Below are 20041 nucleotides of genomic sequence, written 5' to 3' on the forward strand. Positions count from 1 at the left end.
CCCCGCCTCCTCGCCTCCCTGTGAAATTCCTGCTTTTTTTCGGGGTTTCAACCCGTTTGTCGCTCTAGACACGCACCTCGCGGCGCGTGCCCACGTCCACCACATCCGAGGCACGGTGGCGCTCACCCATGGCTCCCTACTCCCGGAAGTGTCGTGTTCAGCGGAGAGCGCGCTGCTTCCTCCCAATCAGATTCCTCCCAATCAGACGCGTTGGCGGCGCTCGCCCCCCCTTCGTCGCGCTGTAGCGGGAAGCTCGTCAATGTCCCAGCGCGCCCTGCGAGCTCCGCCCCTGTGCCGGCACGGACAGGGAGCGGCGACCGAAGCCGCGGCACCGGTGGCGGCGGGAGCTTCGCCCCCGGGCTCCTGGCCGCGAGCTCGGGAGATAGCCCCGTGCTCTCGGCCAGCTTTCTCCTCCACGAAGGGTCCGTCGCGCAGAACGACTCGAGGACCCTGCCTGGCCCGGGGATCGGGCGCGCGCGGACGTTTGTCAGCTCTGCGAGCGCAGCATCGACGTGACAGTCCAGCAGGCGCCGGTATCGGTCCCGCTCCCCTGCAGCCTGATCCCTCGCATCGGTGAGGCCTGCCTCTTCGTCATCATGCGCGTGCTCGCGCGCCTCGCGAAGCCCGCGCTCGCGTCCCAGCGCCTCACGCGCGGTGACCGCGAAGCCGATGGCGACGCAGGCTATCATCGCGAGCCCGAGCGGCGAAATGAGCCACATCGCACTGAGCACGTCCTCCATCGTAGTCATCGCATTTCGTTTCCTGGACGTCACCGTTCTTGTCGGGAACAAGGCGGATCGTAGCCTTGTGCTGTCCGAAGACATCACCAGCGTCACCGCCTGCTTGCTCTCGGAGGACTGCCGAGGGCTCAGCGCAGCTGTCGGAGAAGCGCTTCGCGCTCGGCGGCGAGCAGCCCATCGGGGAACTCCCGCGCGTGGACGTTCAGCAGCTGGAGCGCCTCGACGTCGGCCATGGCGTTGCCGGCCTCGACAGCCCTCCGGGCCTGGTTGATCAGGCTCCTCTCGTGCTCGCTGACGGGCGGTCGAACGGCCCTCGCCGGAGACACGGGCCGGCCGTTGGTCCTGGTCGAGGGAGCGGGCGTGCTGCTCGCCGCCGCCTGCGCGCGTGCGCTTCCTTGATCCCTGATCGACGAGATCTCGTGCGCGATCGGCGCGGCGGGCGCCGCGGCGTCGTGCGCGCCGTCTCGCGCAGGGGACGCCACAACATCCTGCGCTGCGGGTGGGGTGACAGGGACGCGGACCGCCGCCGCCTCGAGCCATGATTCCAGGTCGGCCAAGGGCGGCACGGAGGAGACGAGCGCGCCGGTCAGCAGGACGAGCGCGCATTGAACGAAGATCCTCACGCCCAGATGGCGCAGCGAGGCCACCCAGGACGTGTGACGGCGGAAACCCAGCGCGAGCGACAGGAAGGCGCTGTCGTCCCTTCCCTGCGAGCGCTCCTGCGCCTGCCACCGCTCCCGCTGCACCCGGAGCGCCTTGTGCGCCCGCCAGTGTCGCGTCTTCACCGTGGCCAGCGGGAGTCCCTGCTCGGCGGCGATCTCGGCGAGCGGGACGCCCTGGAGATCGTGCTTGATCACGAGATCCCGGTACTTGGGCTCGAGCTGGTCTATCAGCTCCCGCGTGAACTCTTCCTGCTGGCGTCTCCGGAGCAGCTCTTCCGGGGTGGGGCACTCGTCTCGGATCTCGCACTCATCGAACGACGTCAGCACCTCGCCGCGGCAGCGGGCGTCACGTACGTGGTTGCGCGCCTGGTTGACGGCGATCGTGACGCGGTACGGGGCCGGGTCTCCCCCCGGGTCGAGCCGTTTGTCGGCCTCCAGCCCCCGCAGCAGCGCTTCCTGGGCGACATCCTCGGCGTTTCGCGCCGGCACGCCGTGGCGCCGCACGAGGCGCCGGAAGAGCTCGAAGCCGGGGGAGACGGTCGCTGGCTTGTCCACGGTAAGCAGCACACTTGAGCGGGTCGAAAGGCTTCAAAGAAATGAGCCGACGAACAATTTTGGTAGGATAACGTAGGACAATGTGGCATTATTAATTACATTCAGTCGACCATGGCAGTCGGCCGAACGTATTCCATCATCCGACTAAAAATTCTCATCAAAACGGACGAAATCTGGCGATTTCTGTCGGTTGACACCAAGCGAACGGCATCACTAGCGTGACTGGATGCGTTGCATCGCGCATTCGCTCTCGATCTTTCTTGCGCTCGGGGCTGCGACAGGCTTCACGCGCTCGGCCAGCGCGGACGACATTCAAGCGAAGGCGAGACCGAGCGGCAGCTCCTCGGTGAAGGACCATGTTCGCCGTGGTCAGAGAGCGCGCAATGCCGGGCTGTGGGTCGAGGCGCACGCCGCCTACAAGGCGGCTTTCGACGCCGCAGACCCCGCGACCAGCACCGAGCGAGAACGCGCGGAGCTCGCCGGTGAGCTCGGCCTTTGCGAGGTCGCGCTGCACAGGTACCGCGATGCGGCCGAGCACCTCTCCGGGAGCCTGGAACAGCGCGAAGCGCTGCCGGACGCGCTCCGGCGGCGATTCGAGGCAGGACAGCGCGAGGCAGCGAAGCACATCGCGACGCTCGTGCTCGGGGTCGATCCGCCCGACGCCGAGGTGTTCATCGACGGCGAGCGCATCGGCGAGATTGCACGGACCTACACGCGCTTCTTCGAGCCGGGCAAACACATGGTGCGGGCCCGCGCGCCGGGCCGTGAGGACGCGCTCCATTCGTTCCTCGGCGTGGCAGGCGCGGAGCACGAGATCACGATGCAGCTGTCCCGGTCGGCGGCGAGCAGTGCCAAGGAGACCGCGCCGGGTTCACCGAAGGAAGCACCGCAGGCCCTGAGCTCTGCGCCCGCTGTGCGGGGCCGGCCGCACAGCCCCTCGGCATCCTGGCCTGGCCCCCTGCGCATCACCGGTATCGGGCTGACCGTGGCGACAGGCTCGCTCGGTGCGGTCTTCATGGTTCGCGCGAGGACCGCTGACGGAGATCTGGACGAGCGGAACGCGAAGCTCGACGCCTCGGGAGTCTCTCAAGGGGTGTGCCGGGAAGCGTCGAGGCCCTCCGCGTGCTCCGAGCTGAAGGGTCTCCGACGAGAGCGAGATCTCTTCGCCGGGCTCGGCACGGCGATGGTGGTGACGAGCGGTGTCGTGGGCGCTGCGACACTGGCCTCGTTCTTCACGGACCTCTCTTTTTTTCAGTCTGAACCGACCAAAGCTCGACTCGCGCTGGTGCCGACAGTCACGCCGGCACAGGCCGGTCTCGTGGCGTACGGCGCGTGGTGATCAGGACCAAGGACATGCCTCTTCTCGAACGGCGACGAATACGGCTGCTGCTCACCGCAGGCATCCTCTCCACGGCCAGCGCGAGCACCCTCTCCGGGTGCGCTTACGACGATAGCTGCTACGACGAACGCCTCTGCTTCACGCCACCGAAGTCTCTCTGTGACGGCGATCCCGCCACGGAGACGGCGCTCGACGAATGCGGGGTGTTCGTCAGCGACCAGGGCGACGACGACAGCGCCGGTACGAAAAGCGCGCCGGTGAAGACCTAACCACGATGGCACGACAACGATCGGCCCGAGCGGTGAGGCCCACCAGACGTTTCGCTTCCCCGAATAGCCGAAGTCACGTCCTGGGAGAACGGCACGGCTCTCCACGACGGCTACGAAGAAGCTTCGGGATCCGAGTCCACGGGCCAACTCGCCGCGAAGCTGGAGTCCCTCACACGGGCGACGATCGGCGCGCCAGCTCCGGCGCGCTCCGTGATAGGATCTCATCGAGGCGTTCTACGACCGGCACACGCCGGTGCACCACCGGGTGTTCGTCGAGCGCGACATGGCGATCCGCACACCGCGTGAGCTCGGCTTCGTGCTGATCCCGTCGTACGGCATCGCGGGTGTCTTCGCGCTGACGCTCCCGCTCGCGCTCGCCTTCAGCGCGGCCCGTCAAGGCAACCTCGCGTCGCTCTTCGTGGCGACGTGCATGGCGTACCTGGTGCTGTACGAGTGTCTCCATCTCTCGTACCCCCTCCCGCCCGACGGCAGGATAGGCCGCAGCCGCGTCGTGGCACGACTCCGGCGCCACCACGGCGCGCACCACCGGCCGTCGTCGATGCGACAGTGGAACTTCAACGTCGCCTCCCCGCTCTGGGATCGGGTACGCGGGACGTACTACCGCGGCGACGCCGCGGACGCGACGACCCGGGATGAGCGCTCCAGATCAGCGCTCGAGCGTCTCGAACGGTGATGTCAGCGCCCGGGAACCGCCGGGCGGATCCGGCGGCCGCGCAGCTCGAGCCCCCGTTCGGTCAGCGCTTCTCGCTCGTTCCGAGAGAGAGCGACGACACCGTGGAGGCCTCCCTGGTCCGCGGTAGGGGCAAGGCCGCCGATCGGCCCAGCATCCCGGAGCTCTGATCGCAGCGCCGCGCCCTCGCCGACACAGACTTGTTGCACACTGGCCCGTCCCGCTCCTTTACGTTCCCGCCCGCCGAACGACACGGGCCATCCAGGATCGCCCGATGGCCACGTGAGAGGAGGGAGCGGCATGGATCTTCCAACGTGCATAGCGGTGCGACGTGCGGTGAGGCATCGCGCGGTGCAACGGAGAACCAGCGCGACGACGAGCGTGGGCATCGGGGCGTTCGGGGCGCTCGTAGCAAAATGGAACACCATCTCCATGGAATTGTATCAATATTGGAAATAGCACTTCCACTAACCTGCCCGTGCCTCGCTCACACCTACGTTCGAGATCAAGAGAAAGGGTAGACAGACTCATGCAGAATTCGCGCACGCGAGAGGACGCTGGCACACACGAACACCGAGAGACGAGCTGGTCGAGACGTTCGAAGGGCGCCCTCTGCGCCGCCCTGCCGGCGCTCGCGGTCATCCATGCCTGCGGCGCCAATGACGAGCACATCGAGGAGGTCCTGGAGACGCGGCAGGCGCTGACCACGGTCTCCTTCCAGCAGGGGTCGCTCCCGAGCTCGTCGTACGCCGGCTCGACCGACGCCACCCTCCGGCAGGCCGCCGCCACCACGAACTACGGCGGAGCCACCACGTGCGAGGCCGACGGCGACGACGGCTCGGGCGTGGACAAATCTTGCCTGCTGAAATGGACCCTCTCCGGCATCCCCGCGGGGAGCATCGTCCAGTCGGCGTCGATCACCCTCCAGGTCACGGACGGGTCCTCCAACACGTACAGCGTCTACGAGGTGAAGCGCTCGTGGAGCGAGTCGCAGGTCACCTGGAACAACGCGACCTCCACGACGGCGTGGGCCACCGCGGGCGCGATGGGCTCGACCGATCGCGGGAGCCTCGTGGGCAGCGTCACCGGCAGCGCCGGCGCCAGGACGATCACGCTGAACGCGGCCGGCGTGGCGCTCGTCCAGGCGTGGGTCGACGGGACCTCCAACAACGGCCTCCTCATCGCGAGCGCGTCGAACACCGACGGCATCGATTTCGCGTCCTCGGAGCACGCCACCGTGGCGCAGCGGCCCAAGCTCACGATCACGTATGGCCCGCCCGGCGGCGGCGCGGGCACGCCGACCGATCCGGATCTCCTGATCGCCTTCATCGGCGACCAGGGCGCGAACGGCAACTCGGACGCGGTGCTCAACCTGATCAAGAACGAGGGCGCCGCGGCCACCATCCACAACGGTGACTTCGACTATGCGAACAACCCGACCGCGTGGGACAACCGGATCAACAGCATCCTCGGCGCGAACTATCCTTACTTCGCGGTCATCGGCAACCACGACGCCGCGGCCTGGGGCGGCACGAGCGGCTACGCCAGCAAGATCCAGGCTCGCCACGCGGCCGTGCCGTCGATGAACTGTACCGGCGAGCTCGGCGTCAAGTCGACGTGCAACTTCCGCGGGCTGCACATCATCCAGTCCTGCATCGGGACGAGCGAGCTCCGGTCGACCTGCGCCGCCAACGCGGCCGACCAGGTGGACTTCATCCGCGACTCGCTCGCCGCCGACAACTCGATCTGGTCCATCTGCAACTGGCACAAGAACCAGAACGACATGCAGGTCGGCACCAAGGGCAACGAGGTCGGCTGGAGCGCGTACCAGGAGTGCATGAACGCCGGCGCCATCGTCTCGACCGGCCACGAGCACTCCTACTCGCGCACGCTGACCCTGACCGACGTCGGCAACGCCGCGACCGGCCACGGCAAGACCGGCGCCTACGACCTCGTGGAGCTCGGCCCGAGCCGCAACTTCGTCTTCGTCTCCGGCCTCGCCGGCGTCGGCATCCGCGACTACGACGCGGCCAGCCACGACGACGACACGTGGTGGGCCTCCTACTACGCCAGCAACAAGTGGAAGAAGAACAACGTGGTCATGTCGGGCACCGCCGCCTATGGCGCCCTGTTCATCCGCTTCCACGTCGGCGGGGATCCGAAGCGCGCGACGGCGTACTTCAAGGACGTGAACGGCCGCCTCGCGGACGAGTTCACGATCCAGGTCCAGTAGACCCGGGCGGCCCCCGGCGAACCTGCGGGATCCGCGGCTTGCGCCGGGGAACAGCCTGCTACCCGCAGCCGGGCGGGGTGGACAGCCCGATCAGGGCGTTGTTCCTGGCCACGTTGTAGCTGAGATCGACATCGTCGCTGTTCGACACCTCGAAGCCATTGGTGTTGTCTTCGACCAGGTTGTGCGTGACCCGGACGTCCTCGGAGGTCTCGACCCAGATGCCGCTGTCATCCATCGCTTCCTGGATCGACTGGCCTGGCCGGACGACGAGGGTCAGGCGCGGTCCACTCCGTCAGCATCGCGCTGGAGGCGTGGGCCCGCGCAGAGACAAGGCATGCGGCAGCTGCCCCCGATACCGCACACAGCACGACGAGCACGGCGCGATTGCAGTTCATGAAACTCCCCCGGCGATCTCGACGATTCGAGGCGTACAGTTGTCCTCGCTGCGTCTACGACAGCTGAGCGCGGACTTTCTGCATGTCACGATATATCATGCCTTCCGCCTGCCAGCAAACCATGGTGCGTCACCACGTGAGCGGACCGCCACGCCTCGTGGCGGAACCTGGCAGCGAGCCCCGAGAAGCCGACCGCCTCCAGATCGTTCGATTCATCCCGGACGGGTCGATGGAAGCGTGTCCGCGGAGCGCCTGAGACAAACGCCAGGGCGAGGACGGGAGGCGAGGGCGCCGGCTCTCCGGACGGAGAACGCTGGCCATCAGCGATTCACCATGAGGCCTTTGCGCCCTTCATTCTCCAGCATCAACAGGCCGCCACGCCGGCTCGCGGGCAGCTCCATGAACGACCGAACGACGCTTTCCGCGTCGAGCGCACGATCGATAAGACCTGCCCGCCCTGCGGGAGAGGGGAGCGCTGGCCTCGCGGGGTCGGAGCCGAGCTCGATCCCGAGGGAGAAGGTGCCGGTACGCATGACGACCCCCCAGGGCAAAGCCGAAGGAGATGACCCGATTGTTCTCGCTCGCATTTTTTGATGCCAGCGATGTTCTGTCAGTCCGCGGCCAAGCTCGACATCGGATGGCTGGCAAGTCTCCTCCGGAGCGGCGCGTCAAGAGGGCGGGCGCAGGGCCACGGTATTGTTCGATGTGGATTCCAATTTCGGGATCGAGGCTCGCTCCGCGCCGGTTCATTTGAGTTGACATGGGCAATGTGAACGTTCACAATTTCGTCTCGGAGCGTCGCTCCGCTTTGTCCCGGGTAGCCGTCGTGCGCACCGGAGGCTTGGTCCTTTGTATCGGGATCGATCTCTGCACCGACTTTGCTCGGGTGTGGTGAACGCAAGCCATGGCGAGATCGCGGGGGCTCTTCCGCGCTGGGCTCGCTCAGGTGGAGCCGATCCAGGTGAGACAATCCTGGCGGAGGGAACAGCATGGCGATAGGTAGGACGAGATCGTGGTTCGGATTGACGATGACGGCGTGCCTCGCCGGCGCGTGCGGCGGCGCGCAGACCGTCGACACGCCCCCTGCGGCAGCGCCGCCTGCGCCTGCGCCGGCGGTGGCCCCCGCGGCGAACGCCGCTCCAGCAGCCCCGGCCGCCAGCGCCGAGCCACCAGGTGGTGAAACCGTGAACGCAAAGCCCGCTTCCGTCTCCAAGGCGCCCTTCGGCAACGCCGATGGCAAAGAGGTGATCCTTTACACGCTCACGAACGCGAACGGCCTGGTCGCGAAGGTGATGACCTACGGCGCGACGGTGACCGAGCTCCACGTCCCCGACAAGACGGGGAAGATGGGCGACATCGTCCTCGGCCACGACAACCTCGACGGGTACCTGAAGAACAGCCCGTACTTCGGGGCGACGGTCGGCCGCGTGGCCAATCGCATCAAGAGCGCGCAGTTCCAGCTCGATGGCAAGACCTACAAGCTCTCCGCGAACAACGGCGCCCACACGCTGCACGGCGGCACGAAAGGCTGGGACAAGGTCGTCTGGGACGCGGAGGCGACCGAGACGCCGGACGGCCCCTCCATCAAGCTCACGTACGTATCGAAGGACGGGGAAGAAGGATACCCCGGCACGGTCAACGCGACCACGACCTACACGCTCACCAACAAAAACGAGCTCAGGGTCGAGATGTCGGCGACGACCGACAAGACCACGATCGTCAACATGGCCCACCACGGCTACTGGAACCTGGGAGGGCACGGCTCGGGCTCCGTCGCCGACCAGGAGCTGACCCTGCACGCCGACAGCTACACCCCGCCGGACGCCACCGGCATCCCCACGGGCCAGCTCAAGCCGGTGAAGGGGACGCCGCTCGATTTCACGGCCGCCAAGCCGATCGGCAGGGACCTGAAAGCCATGGGCGGCAAGCCGGTCGGATACGACCACAACGTCGTCGTCAGCGGCGACCCGCACACGCTCCGCGAGGCGGCTCGCGTCAAGGATCCGAAGACCGGTCGGGTGCTGACGATCGAGGCCGATCAGCCGGGGATCCAGTTCTATACGGGCAACTACCTCGACGGGTCGATCAAGGGCAAGGGCGGCGCGGTCTACGACCAGTACAGCGGCCTGTGCCTCGAGCCGCAGAAGTTCCCGAACTCGATCAACGTCCCGGCCTGGAAGAACGAGGTCATCCTCAAGCCCGGCCAGCGCTACGCGCAGACGGCCGTCTTCCGGTTCACCACCGAGTAGCTCGCCGACGGTCACCCGCGCTGCCTCGCGGCGCCTGGGCGCTCACGCAAACGTCACGATCGGCATCACGTCCGCCGAGCGGCGCGCGAGCGCCACGGCCCGGCGTCCGTGCCGCACACGCCGACGGCGGGCGGCAACCCAATCCCAGGAGGCTCCATGATCCGCTCGATCCCATTCAGTATCTCGCTCCTTGTCGCGCTTTCAATCGCTGCTTGCGGGTCCGACGACGACGCCGTCGACGGCTCGGGCGGCAGCGGAGGAAAAGGAAGCAGCAGCGCTTCGAGCAGCAGCAGCAGCAGCAGCAGCAGCAGCAGCAGCAGTTCTTCGAGCAGCAGCGCCAGCACCTCGGGCGCGGGCGGCACGGACGACCCGAACCCGAGCGGCGGGGGAGGACAGGGCGGCACGGTCGATCCGGTCGGCACCGAAGGCGACGGCGATTTCGAGATCGGGCCCAACTACCAGGACGCCCCGGAGATCAAGAGGATCGACGGCGTTCCCCAGGGGCGGACGTTCACGTTTTCCCTGTCGTCCCGGGAGAGCGACATCTTCACCGGCCACGATCCGACGTTGAACGACAACGCCAAGGGGGATTTCAACCGCCGCGTGGAGGTCGCGATCCCCGCGACGTACGTCGACGGCGCGGAGGCGCCGTTCATGGTCGTCCAGGACGCGCGCGACAGGAACGAGATCATCAACACGATCAACAACCTCGTCGCGGCCCCGAACGACCGTTTCCCGAGCGTCATCGCCATCTTCGCCGCGAGCGGAGGGGGCGACTCGTACGGCAGCGAGCGGGGGCTCGAATACGATACCATGTCGGACGCCTATCAGAGGTTCGTCGATACGGAGCTCCTGGAGGCGGTCAAGAACGACCAGGCCGTCCACGCCGCGTACCCCAACCTGAAGTTCACGAGCAACCCGGACGGCCGCTCCTCGTACGGATGCAGCTCGGGCGGGGCGGCGGCGCTGACCATGGGCTGGTTCGGCCACGACACCTACCGCAAGATCGTCACCTACGCCGGCACGTTCGTCGACCAGCAGAACCCCATCGCGCCCACCGAGGCCGAGTATCCCGACGGCGCCTGGGAGTACACGGAGGGGCTCATCCGGGAGAGCCCGCCCAAGCCGTTGCGCGTCTTCCTGCAGGTCGGCGAGAACGACCTCGGCAGCACCAGGGATGAAGCCAGCCACCACAACTGGGTGATGGCGAACCAGCGCGTGGCGGCGGTCCTCAAGGAGAAGGGGTATCATTACCGCTTCGTCTACGCGAAGGGCGCCGGCCACTGCGACGGGAGAGTGATCAGGCAGACGCTCCCCGACACGCTGCGCTGGATGTGGCGGGGCTATCCGGTCGATTGACGGCACGCTCGAGCTCGAAGGCGAGAGGGCCCGACGCTCGCTCATGAAGGTCGCTCCAGGGAAAATCAGGGCATCGGGAGGACGAAGGTGGTGACGGAAAAGGCCGGGACCGTGACCACCAGGCGATAGCCTTCGATCGCCATGTCGGGGAGCCGCTCGAGGTCCTCCGTGCGCGAGGTGCGGTGCACCTCCGCGGCGGGACCGACCGTGGGGAGGCGGGTGAGATCGAGCGTGTAGCCGCGGCTCGCGTTGCGATCGCCGTTGCGGACCACGAGAGAGAGAGAGCTCCCGTCGGCGCTGACCGCGGCCACCATGTCCTCGCTGTCGACGTCGACGAAGCGCGCGCCGGGCCGGATGTAGCGGCTGAAGCCGGCATGCATGTAAAAGCGCTTGATAGGAGCGAAGGACTGCTCGCGGTCGTTCAGCGTGAAGCTCGCCCAGCTGCGCGACGGATCGCCCGACTGCCAGTCCACCCAGGCCTCCGGCTTCAGCTCGCGCAGATCGTCGATGATGCGCGCCGCCATGAACAGCGCCGCGTCCGTGTCGTCGCTGATGCTCTGCCCGAGCGGCCCCGATTCCGATTGCCACAGCCGCTTGCCGAGCCTGGTCGCCAGCTGCCGCAGCTCCCTGCGCTGGCTGCCGGCGTAGGAGTGGACGTTGAGCTGCTGGAAAGCGGCGAGCGTCCCCGCGCCGAAGGCGCCGATGTTCCGGACGGCGTCATCCATGCTGTTCTCGTCCGACGCGCTGACCACCGTCTCGGCGAGGCCCTTGCTGGTCAGCTGCTTGGCCACCTCCTGGATGATCTTCTCCTGGCTCGCCCGGTCGAAGTGGCATCCTTCCTGGGAGCCGTTCGACTTCCACCAGTCGGCGAAAGGCTCGTTCAGCGGCTCCAGCGTGCGAAAGGTGATCCCGTGCTCGTCCCTGTAGTGGCGGACGACCTCCGTGAGGTAGTGGGCGAAGTCGTCGTAATGGTCCGCTTTGAGGTTGTCTTTGCCGTCGCTGCTGCCCGAGGCGCAGCCGCTGTTCGTCATCCAGTAGGGGGGAGAGTTGGAGAACGCCTCGAAGATCAGATCCGCTCCGCGCTCCGCGATGCGCAGGAGGATGGCGCGCTGCCGGGCGTCGTTCGCCCACGTGAAGGTCCCGTCGGCGCTCTGGAATCCAGGCATCTCGCGGTGCTCCTTCATGTGCTCGTGGGACGGGTTCTCCCCGCCGCCGATGTTGTAGCGGAAGACGTTGTAGCCGAGGCCATTCACCGGATCGACGACCGCTTCGATCACGGCGTTGCGCTTGGCTTCCTGCCATCCGCCCACGTGATCGGCCCACCAGCACAGGCTCGTGCCCCAGCCCTCGAAGGATTGGTGCACCACGTTCGTGTCGACCCGGACGAGCTCCGTGCCCGGAGCGGCGGTCACCGTGGGGCGAGGCTCGCTCGGGGAGCCCCCGCTCCCGCCCGACGAGCCGCCGCTGGACGAAGCCGCGCTCGCCGCCCCTGCCCCACCGGAGCCCGCCGGCGCCCCGCCTGAGCCCGCCGGCGCCCCGCCCGAGCCCGCCGGCGCCCCGCCCGAGCCCGCCGCTCCTCCTGATGCGGTCGAGGGCGCGCCGCCGCTCCCACGGTTCGACCCGGCCTCGTCCGAGGGAGCTGCCGAATCACGACCGCAGCCCGATACGAGGACCAGGGTGATCGCAAGGAGGGACGAGGTTCTCGACGTCCTGGGCATCATGGGGCCGTCCCCGAGCGCCGGCGCCTCCCGGTCGCTCCACGGTGAGAGGTCTCAACAGCGCTCTCTGGTGGCCGATGACCCGTCCGGCCGGACAAGGCGCCGGACAGGCAACGTCTTCCCGAGAACCGCAACAGTAGAGCATGACGGCGCGGAGCGTGGAAGATGGGACCCGGGCCGTTCCCGACTTCCCGCCCTCATGTAGTTCTCTTGCGCTGGTTCACGCGACTCGGCGCGTCAAGGCTCCAGCGCGTCAGGGATCCAGGGTGACGGGGGGGCGCTTGCCTCGGCAGCTGTTCGCAGACCCACCGTACCGGGGCGGTTGTGCGACCTCGTCCGCAGCTTAACCGGATCGAGCCGAGGGCGGGTCTTGAAACAGCAGCTGGAAGGGCTCTACGGGTCGTTGTCGCCACCGAGCCCTGGTGCTAGCCATGATCACGAGATCGGCCGCAGGGAATTGACCCATCTCGCCAAGGAGGCTCTGTGAGTTTAACTTTGTTAAAACATTTTACTATCGCCCTAGGAGTCGTTGCCATCGGCTGCGCGGGGCCGGACGAATCCTCTGGAGAGACCGGGGCGGGTGGCAGCTCGTCTGGGACGGGCGGCGTGACCGTGGGCACCACCGGTACCACCGGCACCACCGGCAGCACGGCGGGCCCGGGCGGGTCGACAACGAGCGGGACGACCGGCAGCACCACCACGAGCGGGTCGGCCGCGGGCGGGGCCGGGGGCTTCGACGGGTCCGGGGGCGGGAGCACCACGACCACGAGCAGCTCGACCACCAGCAGCTCGACCACCAGCAGCTCGACCACCAGCAGCTCGACCACCAGCAGCTCGACCACCAGCAGCTCGACCACCAGCAGCTCGACCACCAGCAGCTCGACCGCGAGCAGCTCCGCGGCCACGACCGGAGCCGGCACACCTACCCGGTGCACGGAAGCCGACCTGGAGGTCTGCAGCGACAGGACTGGCACCCATTGCGGGCTCACCTTCGAATACTGGAAGGACCGAGGAAACGGGTGCCTCGTCAACACGGCGGATGGCTTCCGCGTAGACTGGAACAACATCAACAACCTGCTGGGCCGTAAAGGCTTGAGGCCGGGTGGGAAGAACAATATCGTCACCTACGAGGCCGACTACCGGCCCAACGGCAACTCCTACCTGTCTGTCTATGGGTGGACGAGGAACCCGCTCATCGAGTATTACATCGTCGATAGCTGGGGCAACTGGCGTCCGCCGGGCGGAGAAGGGTTCGTGGGCACCGTCACCAGCGACGGAGGTACCTACGACATCTACAAGACCCAGCGAGTCAACCAGCCCTCCATCGATGGCAATGCGACTTTCTATCAGTTCTGGAGCGTCCGGCAGCAAAAGCGCACGAGCGGAACCATCACCGTCGGCAACCACTTCGACGCGTGGGGGAAGCAGGGGCTGACCCTCGGGACCTTCTATGAGGTCTCGCTGGTCGTGGAGGGCTATCAAAGCAGCGGCAGCGCCGACGTGAAGCTCTCGATCGAGTGAGCGCTGAGCCCTGAGCATCGTTTCGGCCAACAGCCGTTCCTGAACGGAGCAACGACGGGCACCTGAAGCATCCCCTCGAATTTTTCGGGGGGAGAATTCACAGGGAGGCGGGGAGACGGGAAGTAAGATCCCGACGATCTCACCGTCTCCCTGTTCAGTTTCCCGCCGAGATGCCGACCCATGAGGGGTTGTTCAGGACGACGACACGCGCCCCGTCCAGGCGCGCGCCGCCCTGCGCGCCCCCGAGCGCCGGCCGCGCCGGCCCGCTCGCGCGGCGCTCGAAGGTGGACCGCCCGTCGGGTACGCTGCGGGCCGGACATGAAACAGCACGCGCCGCGCTCCCCTGACGCCCCGGCCCCCGGGGCCCACGCGAACGCGCCCTCTCTGCCGTCGCCGCCTTCCAGCGCCACGACGCAGGTCCACAAGACGCGCGTCCCGGAGGCGTTCGGAGAGGCGCCCACGATCATGTACATGCCGGGCGACGAGCCCGATCGCCCGCCGGGCCACGCCCCGCCCCGCGCGGCCGGACAGGCCCGGCCTCCGGCGACCGACGAGGCCACCCTGCGCATGCCGCCCAGGGCCGGCGCCCAGGCCGGGGACGAGGCCACCCTGCGCATGCCCTCCAGGGCCGGCGCCCAGGCCGGGGACGAGGTCACCCTGCGCATGCCGCCCAGGGCCAGCACCCCGGGCGGGGAGCACGACGACCGCACGCTCAAGATGCCCGAGCGGCAAGCGCGCGGCGGGGCAGCGGACGAGGACAACGCGCCGACCGTCAAGGCCGAGCCCAAGGCGTCCTACGTCGACCTGAACGCCGAGGACGAGGACAGGCCCGGGGACCTCCGATCGTCCGCCCGCGCCTTCCTCAAGCGCCACCACAAGAAGCTCTGGTGGCTGCACACCGCGTATGCGCTCAGCCTCGGCGCCTTCGTGGTGACCTTCGCGCAGAAGGGGTTCCAGCACGCGCGCTTCCTCGCGGTCACGGTCAGCGTCGCCTGGCTGCTCGTGCTCCTCTTCTTCCGGCTCTTCGGCACCGGGGCCCGCCAGGACTTCGCGACGGCGTGGCGCGGCGCCCGGCTGCGCTTCCTCGTGATGACCTATGTCCTGAAGAACCTCTATCAGGGCATGCTCTTCTTCCTCCTCCCGTTCTACTGGAAGAGCGCCAGCCTGGACGCGCCGAACCGGTGGTTCGTCCTCCTCCTCGCCGCCTGCGCGGTGCTCTCGACGCTCGATCTCGTCTTCGACCGCGTGCTCATGCGCTGGAAGACCCTCGCGTCGGTGTTCTACGGGGTGACGCTGTTCGCGTGCCTGAACCTCGTCATCCCCGCGCTCCTCCCCGACACCCGCACGCTGTACACGCTGCTCTCCGCCGCCCTCGTGTCCGTGCTCGGCTTCTGCACGCTGCACCTGCCGTTCGGGGCCCTCTGGAGCCGGATGGGCGCCGTGTTCCTCGTCGTCGCGATGGCCGCCGGGGTCGGGCTCGCCTACGGGACGCGCGAGCTCATCCCGCCCGTCCCGATGCACCTGTCCTCCGCGGCCGTGGGCCCCTCGGTGCTCCCGGACGGACGGCTCGCCATGTCCGTGAAATCACTTCATTTTTCTGTAATTCGCGAGCTCCGCGCGGTGACCGACGTGGTGGTGCCGGGCGGCGACGGCGATCGGCTGCTCCACGTCTGGCGGCGCGAGGGGCGCGAGGTCCTCCGCGCGCCCGAGGAGACGCTGCGGGTACCCGGCCCGGAGGGCGCGGTGCGGCTCCAGTCGCAGCTCGTGGGCGGGCGTCTGCCGCGCCGCCTGACAGGGCGCTGGACGGTGGACGTCGAGACCGAGGACGGCCAGCTCGTCGGCCGCGCCTCGTTCGAGGTGACGGAATGAGCTGGCCGCTCGGGGGCGAAGGTGGGGCGAGCGCCGCGCAGCGCGCGCGCTGGGTCGACGCCGGCAACATCGCGAACGGGTTCCTCGTGTTCGGCAACGTCGTCACGGGCTTCATCGCGATCGGCAACGTCGCGCGCGGCTTCATCGCGATCGGCAACGTCGCCGTCGGCGTCGTCGCGATCGGCAATGTCGCCTTCGGCGTCGTCGGCGGGTTCGGCGCGACGATCGCGGTGGGCGCGTTCGCCGGCGCGGGCGTGCTCGCCCTGCCGGTGCTCGACGGGGTGGCGGGCGTGACCAGCCTGCTCGCGCTGAATCCGTTCCTGTCGGCGCTCCCGATCGCCCTCTGGCTCTTCGCCGCGCGCGTCCTCCCGGGGGAGCGCGCGCCCCGGCTGGGCCCCGATCCCGAGCTCGCGCCGCTCTCGTCGGTGCTCGGCGGCGAGCGCTCCGAGGGCTGGGTCCGCGGGCGGGTCGAGCGCGCGGGGGACGGCGCGCTCCGCATCACACAGCGCGGCCGGGCCGTCGCGCTGCCGGCGACCCCGGAGGCGCTGCGCGCGGCAGCGGCGCTGCTCCCGGAGGGGCGCGGCGCGCGGCTCCTCGCCCTCGTGCGGGCGGAGGAGCACGTCCGCGGCGGCGAGGGCGGCTACCGCGCGGCGCAGGAGCGCGAGCGGGTCCTCACCGTCGCCGATCTGCTGGCGCCGCCGGCGCGGGTGCCGCCGTGGATCAACGGCGCCGAGGTGCAGTGGTGGCTCGCGCGCGCGTGGAACGTCGGGGCGGTCGTGGCGGTGGTCGCGCGGGCGGCGCAGCTCATCGCGGGCGCGATGGGATGAGCGCCCGCGATGCCCCTACTCCGTTGACTCCATTGCTCCGTCTCTCCATTGCTCCGCTCCGCCGCCGCCTTCCGCTCGCTCTCGGGCGCCAAGGCGACGTCGCCTCCCTCGATCTCCGGAGGCAGCGGCAGCCGGACGCGGAACGAACGGCTCGAAGCGCCTGTCCCGCTGCTCCGGCGTGGTGCCGACGCCGCGATCGCGCACGGAGATGACCGCGAAGCCGACCTGCCGGACGACCGACAGCGTGATCGGCTGTCCGGCGCGATCCCCCGGCGCCGAGGCGCGCCGGCGCCTCGCCTCGGTCAATGCGCAGGCGGCCCCGAGGGCGCGGCTCACCCCTCCACGATCGAAGGGCTCCCGCTGTACACCACCGCGTCGAGCAGCCGCTCCTCCCGCACCATCGCGAGCGCCGGCGCGCCCCGGCGCACCGAGATGCTGCCGCCGGGATCCGCGAACCCGCACGCCTCCGCCCCCCGCTGCGAGCCGATCTCCCAGAGCGCCTCGGCGGGCGTCGCCCCGCCCTCGCCCCGCAGCGTCACGCGCCGGCCCGTCCGCAGCCGCTCGCCCAGCTCGACGCCGCGCATGTCCTCGAACGGATCGGTGATGACGTGGCTGTCGATCCCGACGCACAGCCGCGCGCCCGCCGCGCGCAGCGCGCCCACGTCAGGCAGTCCGTCGCCGAGGTCGCGCTCGGTCGTCGGGCACAGGCACGCGAACGCCCTCGCCGCGCCGAGCAGCGCCGGCTCGTGCGGCGCGAGGTGCGTCGCGTGCACCGCCACGAAGCGCTCGCCGAGGACCCCGCGCTCGGCCAGGAGCTCCACCGGCCGACGGCCGGTCTCGGCGAGGCACGCCTCGATCTCGGCCGGCTGCTCGGCCACGTGCATGTGCACCATGAGCCCGCGCTCCGCGGCGTACCGCGCGATCTCGCCGAGCCACGCCGGGGGCACGGCGCGCACGCTGTGGGGCGCCACGCCGACGCGCACGTCCTCGCAGCCCGCGTAGCGCGCCCGGAGCGCCTCGACGTCCGCGAGCGCCGCGTCGAGCGAGGCGTCCGAGAACCGCCGCTGCGCCCCCTCGGGCGCCCTGCCCGCGCCGGCGCGGGCGTAGACGACCCGGAGGAGCGCGATCCGGAGGCCCTCCTCGCGCGCGGCCTCGATCACCGCGTCCGCGAGGACCGTGCGATCCGCGTAGGGCGCGCCGCCCGGCTGGTGGTGCACGTAATGGAACTCGCCCACCGTGCGCACGCCCGCGGCGCGGAGCTCGCGATAGGCCACCTTCGAGATCGAACGAATGGACTCGGGCGTGAGCGACTCGGCGAGCGCGTACATGGCGCTGCGCCACGACCAGAAGTCGTCCGCCCCCGACGGCCCCGGCCGCTGCGCCTCACCGCGCATCCCGCGCTGGAAAGCGTGGGAGTGGGCGCTCGCGAGCGCCGGCAGCTCGATGGCTCGCTCGGTCAGCCTCATGCCGCACGTCTATCACGTCTATCACGTCTATCACGTCCATCGCGTCCATCACGTTGGGACAGACGAGAAAAGGCGTGGGCAGGCCGCTCTGCCGGGGCGGCGCCGCGATCCAGAGCGGCCCTCTGTACCGCGGCAGGGAGCGCAGCGGTCCGGAACACGCGCCTTCCGGTCAATTCCGGTCAATCATCGCTCGGCGTCAGGAGGAGCGGGAGGCAGCCGACGTTGAGCTTGCTGCAGGCCCCATCGAGCACGGCGGGGTCCTCGTCGGATTGCTCGTAAAACGCCATGGTGAGCGCGCTGCACTCGGGGAGCACATCGCGCGTGTACGCTCGCACCTCGGCGGCGCAGGCGTCGATCTGCGCGATCGTGGCCGTGCACTGCGTCGGCTGGCCGCAGGGCTTTGCGTCGACCTCCATGAGGGCCTGCTCCAAAAGCTGCTCTGCCTGGCTCGGGTCGGCCATGCACCCCTCGACCAGCTCGGAGCACTTCGCCTGCAGCTCGGCGTCGCTGGTCCCGGCGTCATCCCCATACGCCGCGCCGAGCACGCCCTGCATGAGGCACACGGACTCGACGGTCACCTGCTCGGCGCTGCAGCGGCGATACCCCTTGCACGCCTGCTCGACCTCCGCTGGCGAGAGCTCGCTGACGAGCGCCGACGTGTCGAGTCCCGAGCAGGACGCGGCCCCGGAGCCCCCGCCCCCCGCCGAGCCCGTCGAGCCCGCCGAACCCGTCGAGTCGCCGGGCGTCGCCCCGTCGTCGTCCCCGCAGCCCAGCCCCGAGAGGCCGCAGGCCAAGCACACCCCCACCACACCAGCCCAGAACGTCGTTCGCATTCCTCTGCGCTCCCGATGAAAGGTCAAGAATCGAGCCCTGCCGCGGCGGCAGAACCACGTCTCCTTACGCCGGGCGGCTCCGGTTCCCCCCTGACGAGGCCGTCACGATGCTGCTCGCTGCGCGCCCCGACGCCGGCCCTCTGGATCTTCCTCGGGCCTTCGCGGCCCGAGCGCGCCTCAGCGCTTCGGCTCGACCTCGAGCTCGGGCAACCCCGCGAGCTTCCCCTCGACGTCCGCGGCCGGCGGCGCTTCACGGGCCTCCTCGCGGCGGGGCGCCATGACCGTCAGGGCGCGCGGGAGGCACTCCACCACGAGCGGCGTCGTCCCGGCCTCCTCGCCGTCGATGAGCACGTTCTGGGGCGGATCGGTCGTGATGCAGACCCGCCGGGCGGCGAGGAAACCTATGTTGTCGCGCTCGGCCGGCTCGCCGTCGATCGCGGTCCTCAGGAGGTGCAGTCCGGTCGCGACCGCCTCCACCAGCGTCGTGGCCGACACGATGGTGAGGTCGAGCCGCCCGTCGTCGGGGGACAGGACGGGCGGCCCCTGCGCCAGCACCGTGCGCGGAGGCGCCATGTTCGCGACGGTCACCGCGACCGCACGGCAGTGGATCCGCTGGTCCTCGGTCTCGATCTCGACCGCGAACGGCTCGAGGCTCATCAGCTTCTTCATCCCGGTGCGGATGTACGCGAGCACACCCCAGCGCTGCTTCTCGTCCTGCGGGGTCTCGCCGACCGTGTCGGCGTGCAGCCCGACCGCCGAGAGCAGGATCATGGTCTTCCCGCTGGCGCGGGCGGCGTCGATGCGCGTCGGCTCGCCGTGGACGAGCACGTCGATCGCCCCCTCCAGGTCGGCCGGGATGCCCAGGGACTGCGCGATCGAGTTCGCCGTTCCCAGCGGCAGGATCCCCAGGCACGCATCGGCCGCCCCGAGGAGCGCGGACGCCACGCTGGAGATCGTCCCGTCGCCGCCCGCCGCGATCACCAGGGAAGCGCCTTCGCGGCGCGCAGCCTCGGCGCAGGCGGCGGCAGAGCGCTCCGCGCTCGTCTCGTAGACGCTCAGCGCAAACTCGCGCTGGAGCCGGGCAGGCAGCGACTCGACCGAATCGCCCGCGTGGCCGGCAGCCGGGTTGACGATCAGCGCCGCTCTCCGCTCGGTCATGGCGGCATCGTAGAACGCCGAACCGGTTGAAACCCCAAGAAAAATCGGCGAGGTGGCCGCGAGCAGACCCGCGCGGGCGGCTATCGCCGCGCCCGTACGGCTGTGCCTGCGTGCGCCACGCGCGCGACAGCGACGCCCCGCCGCGCAGCCCGGAAAC

At 69.3% G+C, this 20041-nt stretch carries 17 protein-coding genes; 10 read left to right on the forward strand and 7 right to left on the reverse strand.

The annotated features are described in order from the left end of the window. Positions 1-122: 122 nt before the first annotated feature. Positions 123-740 carry a hypothetical protein gene (locus ACSRUE_RS43530; protein WP_441288718.1) on the reverse strand — a complete coding sequence of 206 codons (618 nt, stop codon included), beginning with the start codon at positions 738-740 and terminating at the stop codon, positions 123-125. Positions 741-868: 128 nt separating this feature from the next. Then, on the reverse strand, positions 869-1969 hold the full coding sequence (locus ACSRUE_RS43535; protein WP_441288719.1) for an RNA polymerase sigma factor: 1101 nt from the start codon (positions 1967-1969) through the stop codon (positions 869-871). Positions 1970-2183: 214 nt separating this feature from the next. Here ACSRUE_RS43535 and ACSRUE_RS43540 point away from each other — a divergent pair, with 214 nt between their 5' ends. The 5 genes from ACSRUE_RS43540 to ACSRUE_RS43560 all read left to right on the forward strand — a co-directional run bounded on the left by ACSRUE_RS43540 (position 2184) and on the right by ACSRUE_RS43560 (position 6489). Next, positions 2184-3296 (forward strand): hypothetical protein, encoded by a 1113-nt coding sequence (locus tag ACSRUE_RS43540; RefSeq protein WP_441288720.1) that lies wholly within the window; start codon positions 2184-2186, stop codon positions 3294-3296. Then, positions 3290-3565, forward strand: coding sequence for a hypothetical protein (locus tag ACSRUE_RS43545; protein WP_441288721.1), 276 nt, complete (start codon positions 3290-3292; stop codon positions 3563-3565). Before ACSRUE_RS43540 ends, ACSRUE_RS43545 begins: the two co-directional genes overlap by 7 nt. A gap of 283 nt (positions 3566-3848) precedes the next feature. Further along, positions 3849-4259, forward strand: a complete 411-nt coding sequence (locus tag ACSRUE_RS43550) for a hypothetical protein (RefSeq protein WP_441288722.1) — start codon at positions 3849-3851, stop codon at positions 4257-4259. Further along, positions 4259-4426 (forward strand): hypothetical protein, encoded by a 168-nt coding sequence (locus ACSRUE_RS43555; RefSeq protein ID WP_441288723.1) that lies wholly within the window; start codon positions 4259-4261, stop codon positions 4424-4426. The genes ACSRUE_RS43550 and ACSRUE_RS43555 overlap by 1 nt, the downstream gene beginning before the upstream one ends. 359 nt (positions 4427-4785) lie before the next feature. After that, complete coding sequence (locus ACSRUE_RS43560; protein ID WP_441288724.1) at positions 4786-6489, forward strand: DNRLRE domain-containing protein; 1704 nt, start codon at positions 4786-4788, stop codon at positions 6487-6489. Between the two features lie 58 nt (positions 6490-6547). Here ACSRUE_RS43560 and ACSRUE_RS43565 read toward each other — a convergent pair whose 3' ends face one another. Next, entirely contained in the window at positions 6548-6724 is a 177-nt protein-coding gene (locus ACSRUE_RS43565) for a right-handed parallel beta-helix repeat-containing protein (protein WP_441288725.1), read from the reverse strand. Between the two features lie 1188 nt (positions 6725-7912). Between ACSRUE_RS43565 and ACSRUE_RS43570 the strand changes: the two genes are divergently transcribed. Next, positions 7913-9133: an aldose epimerase family protein gene (locus ACSRUE_RS43570; protein ID WP_441288726.1), complete on the forward strand. Its 1221-nt coding sequence runs from the start codon at positions 7913-7915 to the stop codon at positions 9131-9133. A 156-nt stretch (positions 9134-9289) separates the two neighbouring features. Continuing rightward, complete coding sequence (locus ACSRUE_RS43575; protein ID WP_441288727.1) at positions 9290-10492, forward strand: alpha/beta hydrolase; 1203 nt, start codon at positions 9290-9292, stop codon at positions 10490-10492. 65 nt (positions 10493-10557) lie between these two features. Here the strand turns inward: ACSRUE_RS43575 and ACSRUE_RS43580 are convergent, their stop codons facing one another. Further along, positions 10558-11904 carry a glycoside hydrolase family 30 protein gene (locus ACSRUE_RS43580; protein WP_441288728.1) on the reverse strand — a complete coding sequence of 449 codons (1347 nt, stop codon included), beginning with the start codon at positions 11902-11904 and terminating at the stop codon, positions 10558-10560. A gap of 918 nt (positions 11905-12822) precedes the next feature. Here ACSRUE_RS43580 and ACSRUE_RS43585 point away from each other — a divergent pair. The 3 genes from ACSRUE_RS43585 to ACSRUE_RS43595 all read left to right on the forward strand — a co-directional run bounded on the left by ACSRUE_RS43585 (position 12823) and on the right by ACSRUE_RS43595 (position 16427). Then, positions 12823-13731, forward strand: a complete 909-nt coding sequence (locus ACSRUE_RS43585) for a glycoside hydrolase family 11 protein (protein WP_441288729.1) — start codon at positions 12823-12825, stop codon at positions 13729-13731. Between the two features lie 318 nt (positions 13732-14049). Continuing rightward, entirely contained in the window at positions 14050-15600 is a 1551-nt protein-coding gene (locus ACSRUE_RS43590; RefSeq protein ID WP_441288730.1) for a DUF5924 family protein, read from the forward strand. After that, entirely contained in the window at positions 15597-16427 is an 831-nt protein-coding gene (locus ACSRUE_RS43595; protein WP_441288731.1) for a hypothetical protein, read from the forward strand. The genes ACSRUE_RS43590 and ACSRUE_RS43595 overlap by 4 nt, the downstream gene beginning before the upstream one ends. Positions 16428-16759: 332 nt before the next feature. Here ACSRUE_RS43595 and ACSRUE_RS43600 read toward each other — a convergent pair whose 3' ends face one another. The 3 genes from ACSRUE_RS43600 to ACSRUE_RS43610 all read right to left on the reverse strand — a co-directional run bounded on the left by ACSRUE_RS43600 (position 16760) and on the right by ACSRUE_RS43610 (position 19884). Next, a complete protein-coding gene (locus tag ACSRUE_RS43600; protein ID WP_441288732.1) occupies positions 16760-17893 on the reverse strand; it encodes a formimidoylglutamate deiminase in 1134 nt (377 codons plus the stop codon). Between the two features lie 179 nt (positions 17894-18072). Then, positions 18073-18726, reverse strand: a complete 654-nt coding sequence (locus ACSRUE_RS43605) for a hypothetical protein (RefSeq protein WP_441288733.1) — start codon at positions 18724-18726, stop codon at positions 18073-18075. Between the two features lie 177 nt (positions 18727-18903). Continuing rightward, a complete protein-coding gene (locus tag ACSRUE_RS43610; protein WP_441288734.1) occupies positions 18904-19884 on the reverse strand; it encodes a YegS/Rv2252/BmrU family lipid kinase in 981 nt (326 codons plus the stop codon). Between the last annotated feature and the right edge of the window lie 157 nt (positions 19885-20041).

The sequence above is a fragment of the Sorangium sp. KYC3313 genome, assembly GCF_052075895.1.
GTDB lineage: Bacteria > Myxococcota_A > Polyangia > Polyangiales > Polyangiaceae > Sorangium > Sorangium cellulosum_B.

Coding starts and splice junctions, on each gene's coding strand:
- ACSRUE_RS43560 (WP_441288724.1), top strand. CDS start 4,786: ATGCAGAATTCGCGCACGCGAGAGGACGCTGGCACACACGAACACCGA.
- ACSRUE_RS43575 (WP_441288727.1), top strand. CDS start 9,290: ATGATCCGCTCGATCCCATTCAGTATCTCGCTCCTTGTCGCGCTTTCA.
- ACSRUE_RS43565 (WP_441288725.1), bottom strand. CDS start 6,724: ATGGATGACAGCGGCATCTGGGTCGAGACCTCCGAGGACGTCCGGGTC.
- ACSRUE_RS43530 (WP_441288718.1), bottom strand. CDS start 740: ATGGAGGACGTGCTCAGTGCGATGTGGCTCATTTCGCCGCTCGGGCTC.
- ACSRUE_RS43570 (WP_441288726.1), top strand. CDS start 7,913: ATGACGGCGTGCCTCGCCGGCGCGTGCGGCGGCGCGCAGACCGTCGAC.
- ACSRUE_RS43555 (WP_441288723.1), top strand. CDS start 4,259: ATGTCAGCGCCCGGGAACCGCCGGGCGGATCCGGCGGCCGCGCAGCTC.
- ACSRUE_RS43605 (WP_441288733.1), bottom strand. CDS start 18,726: ATGCGAACGACGTTCTGGGCTGGTGTGGTGGGGGTGTGCTTGGCCTGC.
- ACSRUE_RS43600 (WP_441288732.1), bottom strand. CDS start 17,893: ATGAGGCTGACCGAGCGAGCCATCGAGCTGCCGGCGCTCGCGAGCGCC.
- ACSRUE_RS43595 (WP_441288731.1), top strand. CDS start 15,597: ATGAGCTGGCCGCTCGGGGGCGAAGGTGGGGCGAGCGCCGCGCAGCGC.
- ACSRUE_RS43550 (WP_441288722.1), top strand. CDS start 3,849: ATGGCGATCCGCACACCGCGTGAGCTCGGCTTCGTGCTGATCCCGTCG.
- ACSRUE_RS43610 (WP_441288734.1), bottom strand. CDS start 19,884: ATGACCGAGCGGAGAGCGGCGCTGATCGTCAACCCGGCTGCCGGCCAC.
- ACSRUE_RS43540 (WP_441288720.1), top strand. CDS start 2,184: ATGCGTTGCATCGCGCATTCGCTCTCGATCTTTCTTGCGCTCGGGGCT.
- ACSRUE_RS43590 (WP_441288730.1), top strand. CDS start 14,050: ATGAAACAGCACGCGCCGCGCTCCCCTGACGCCCCGGCCCCCGGGGCC.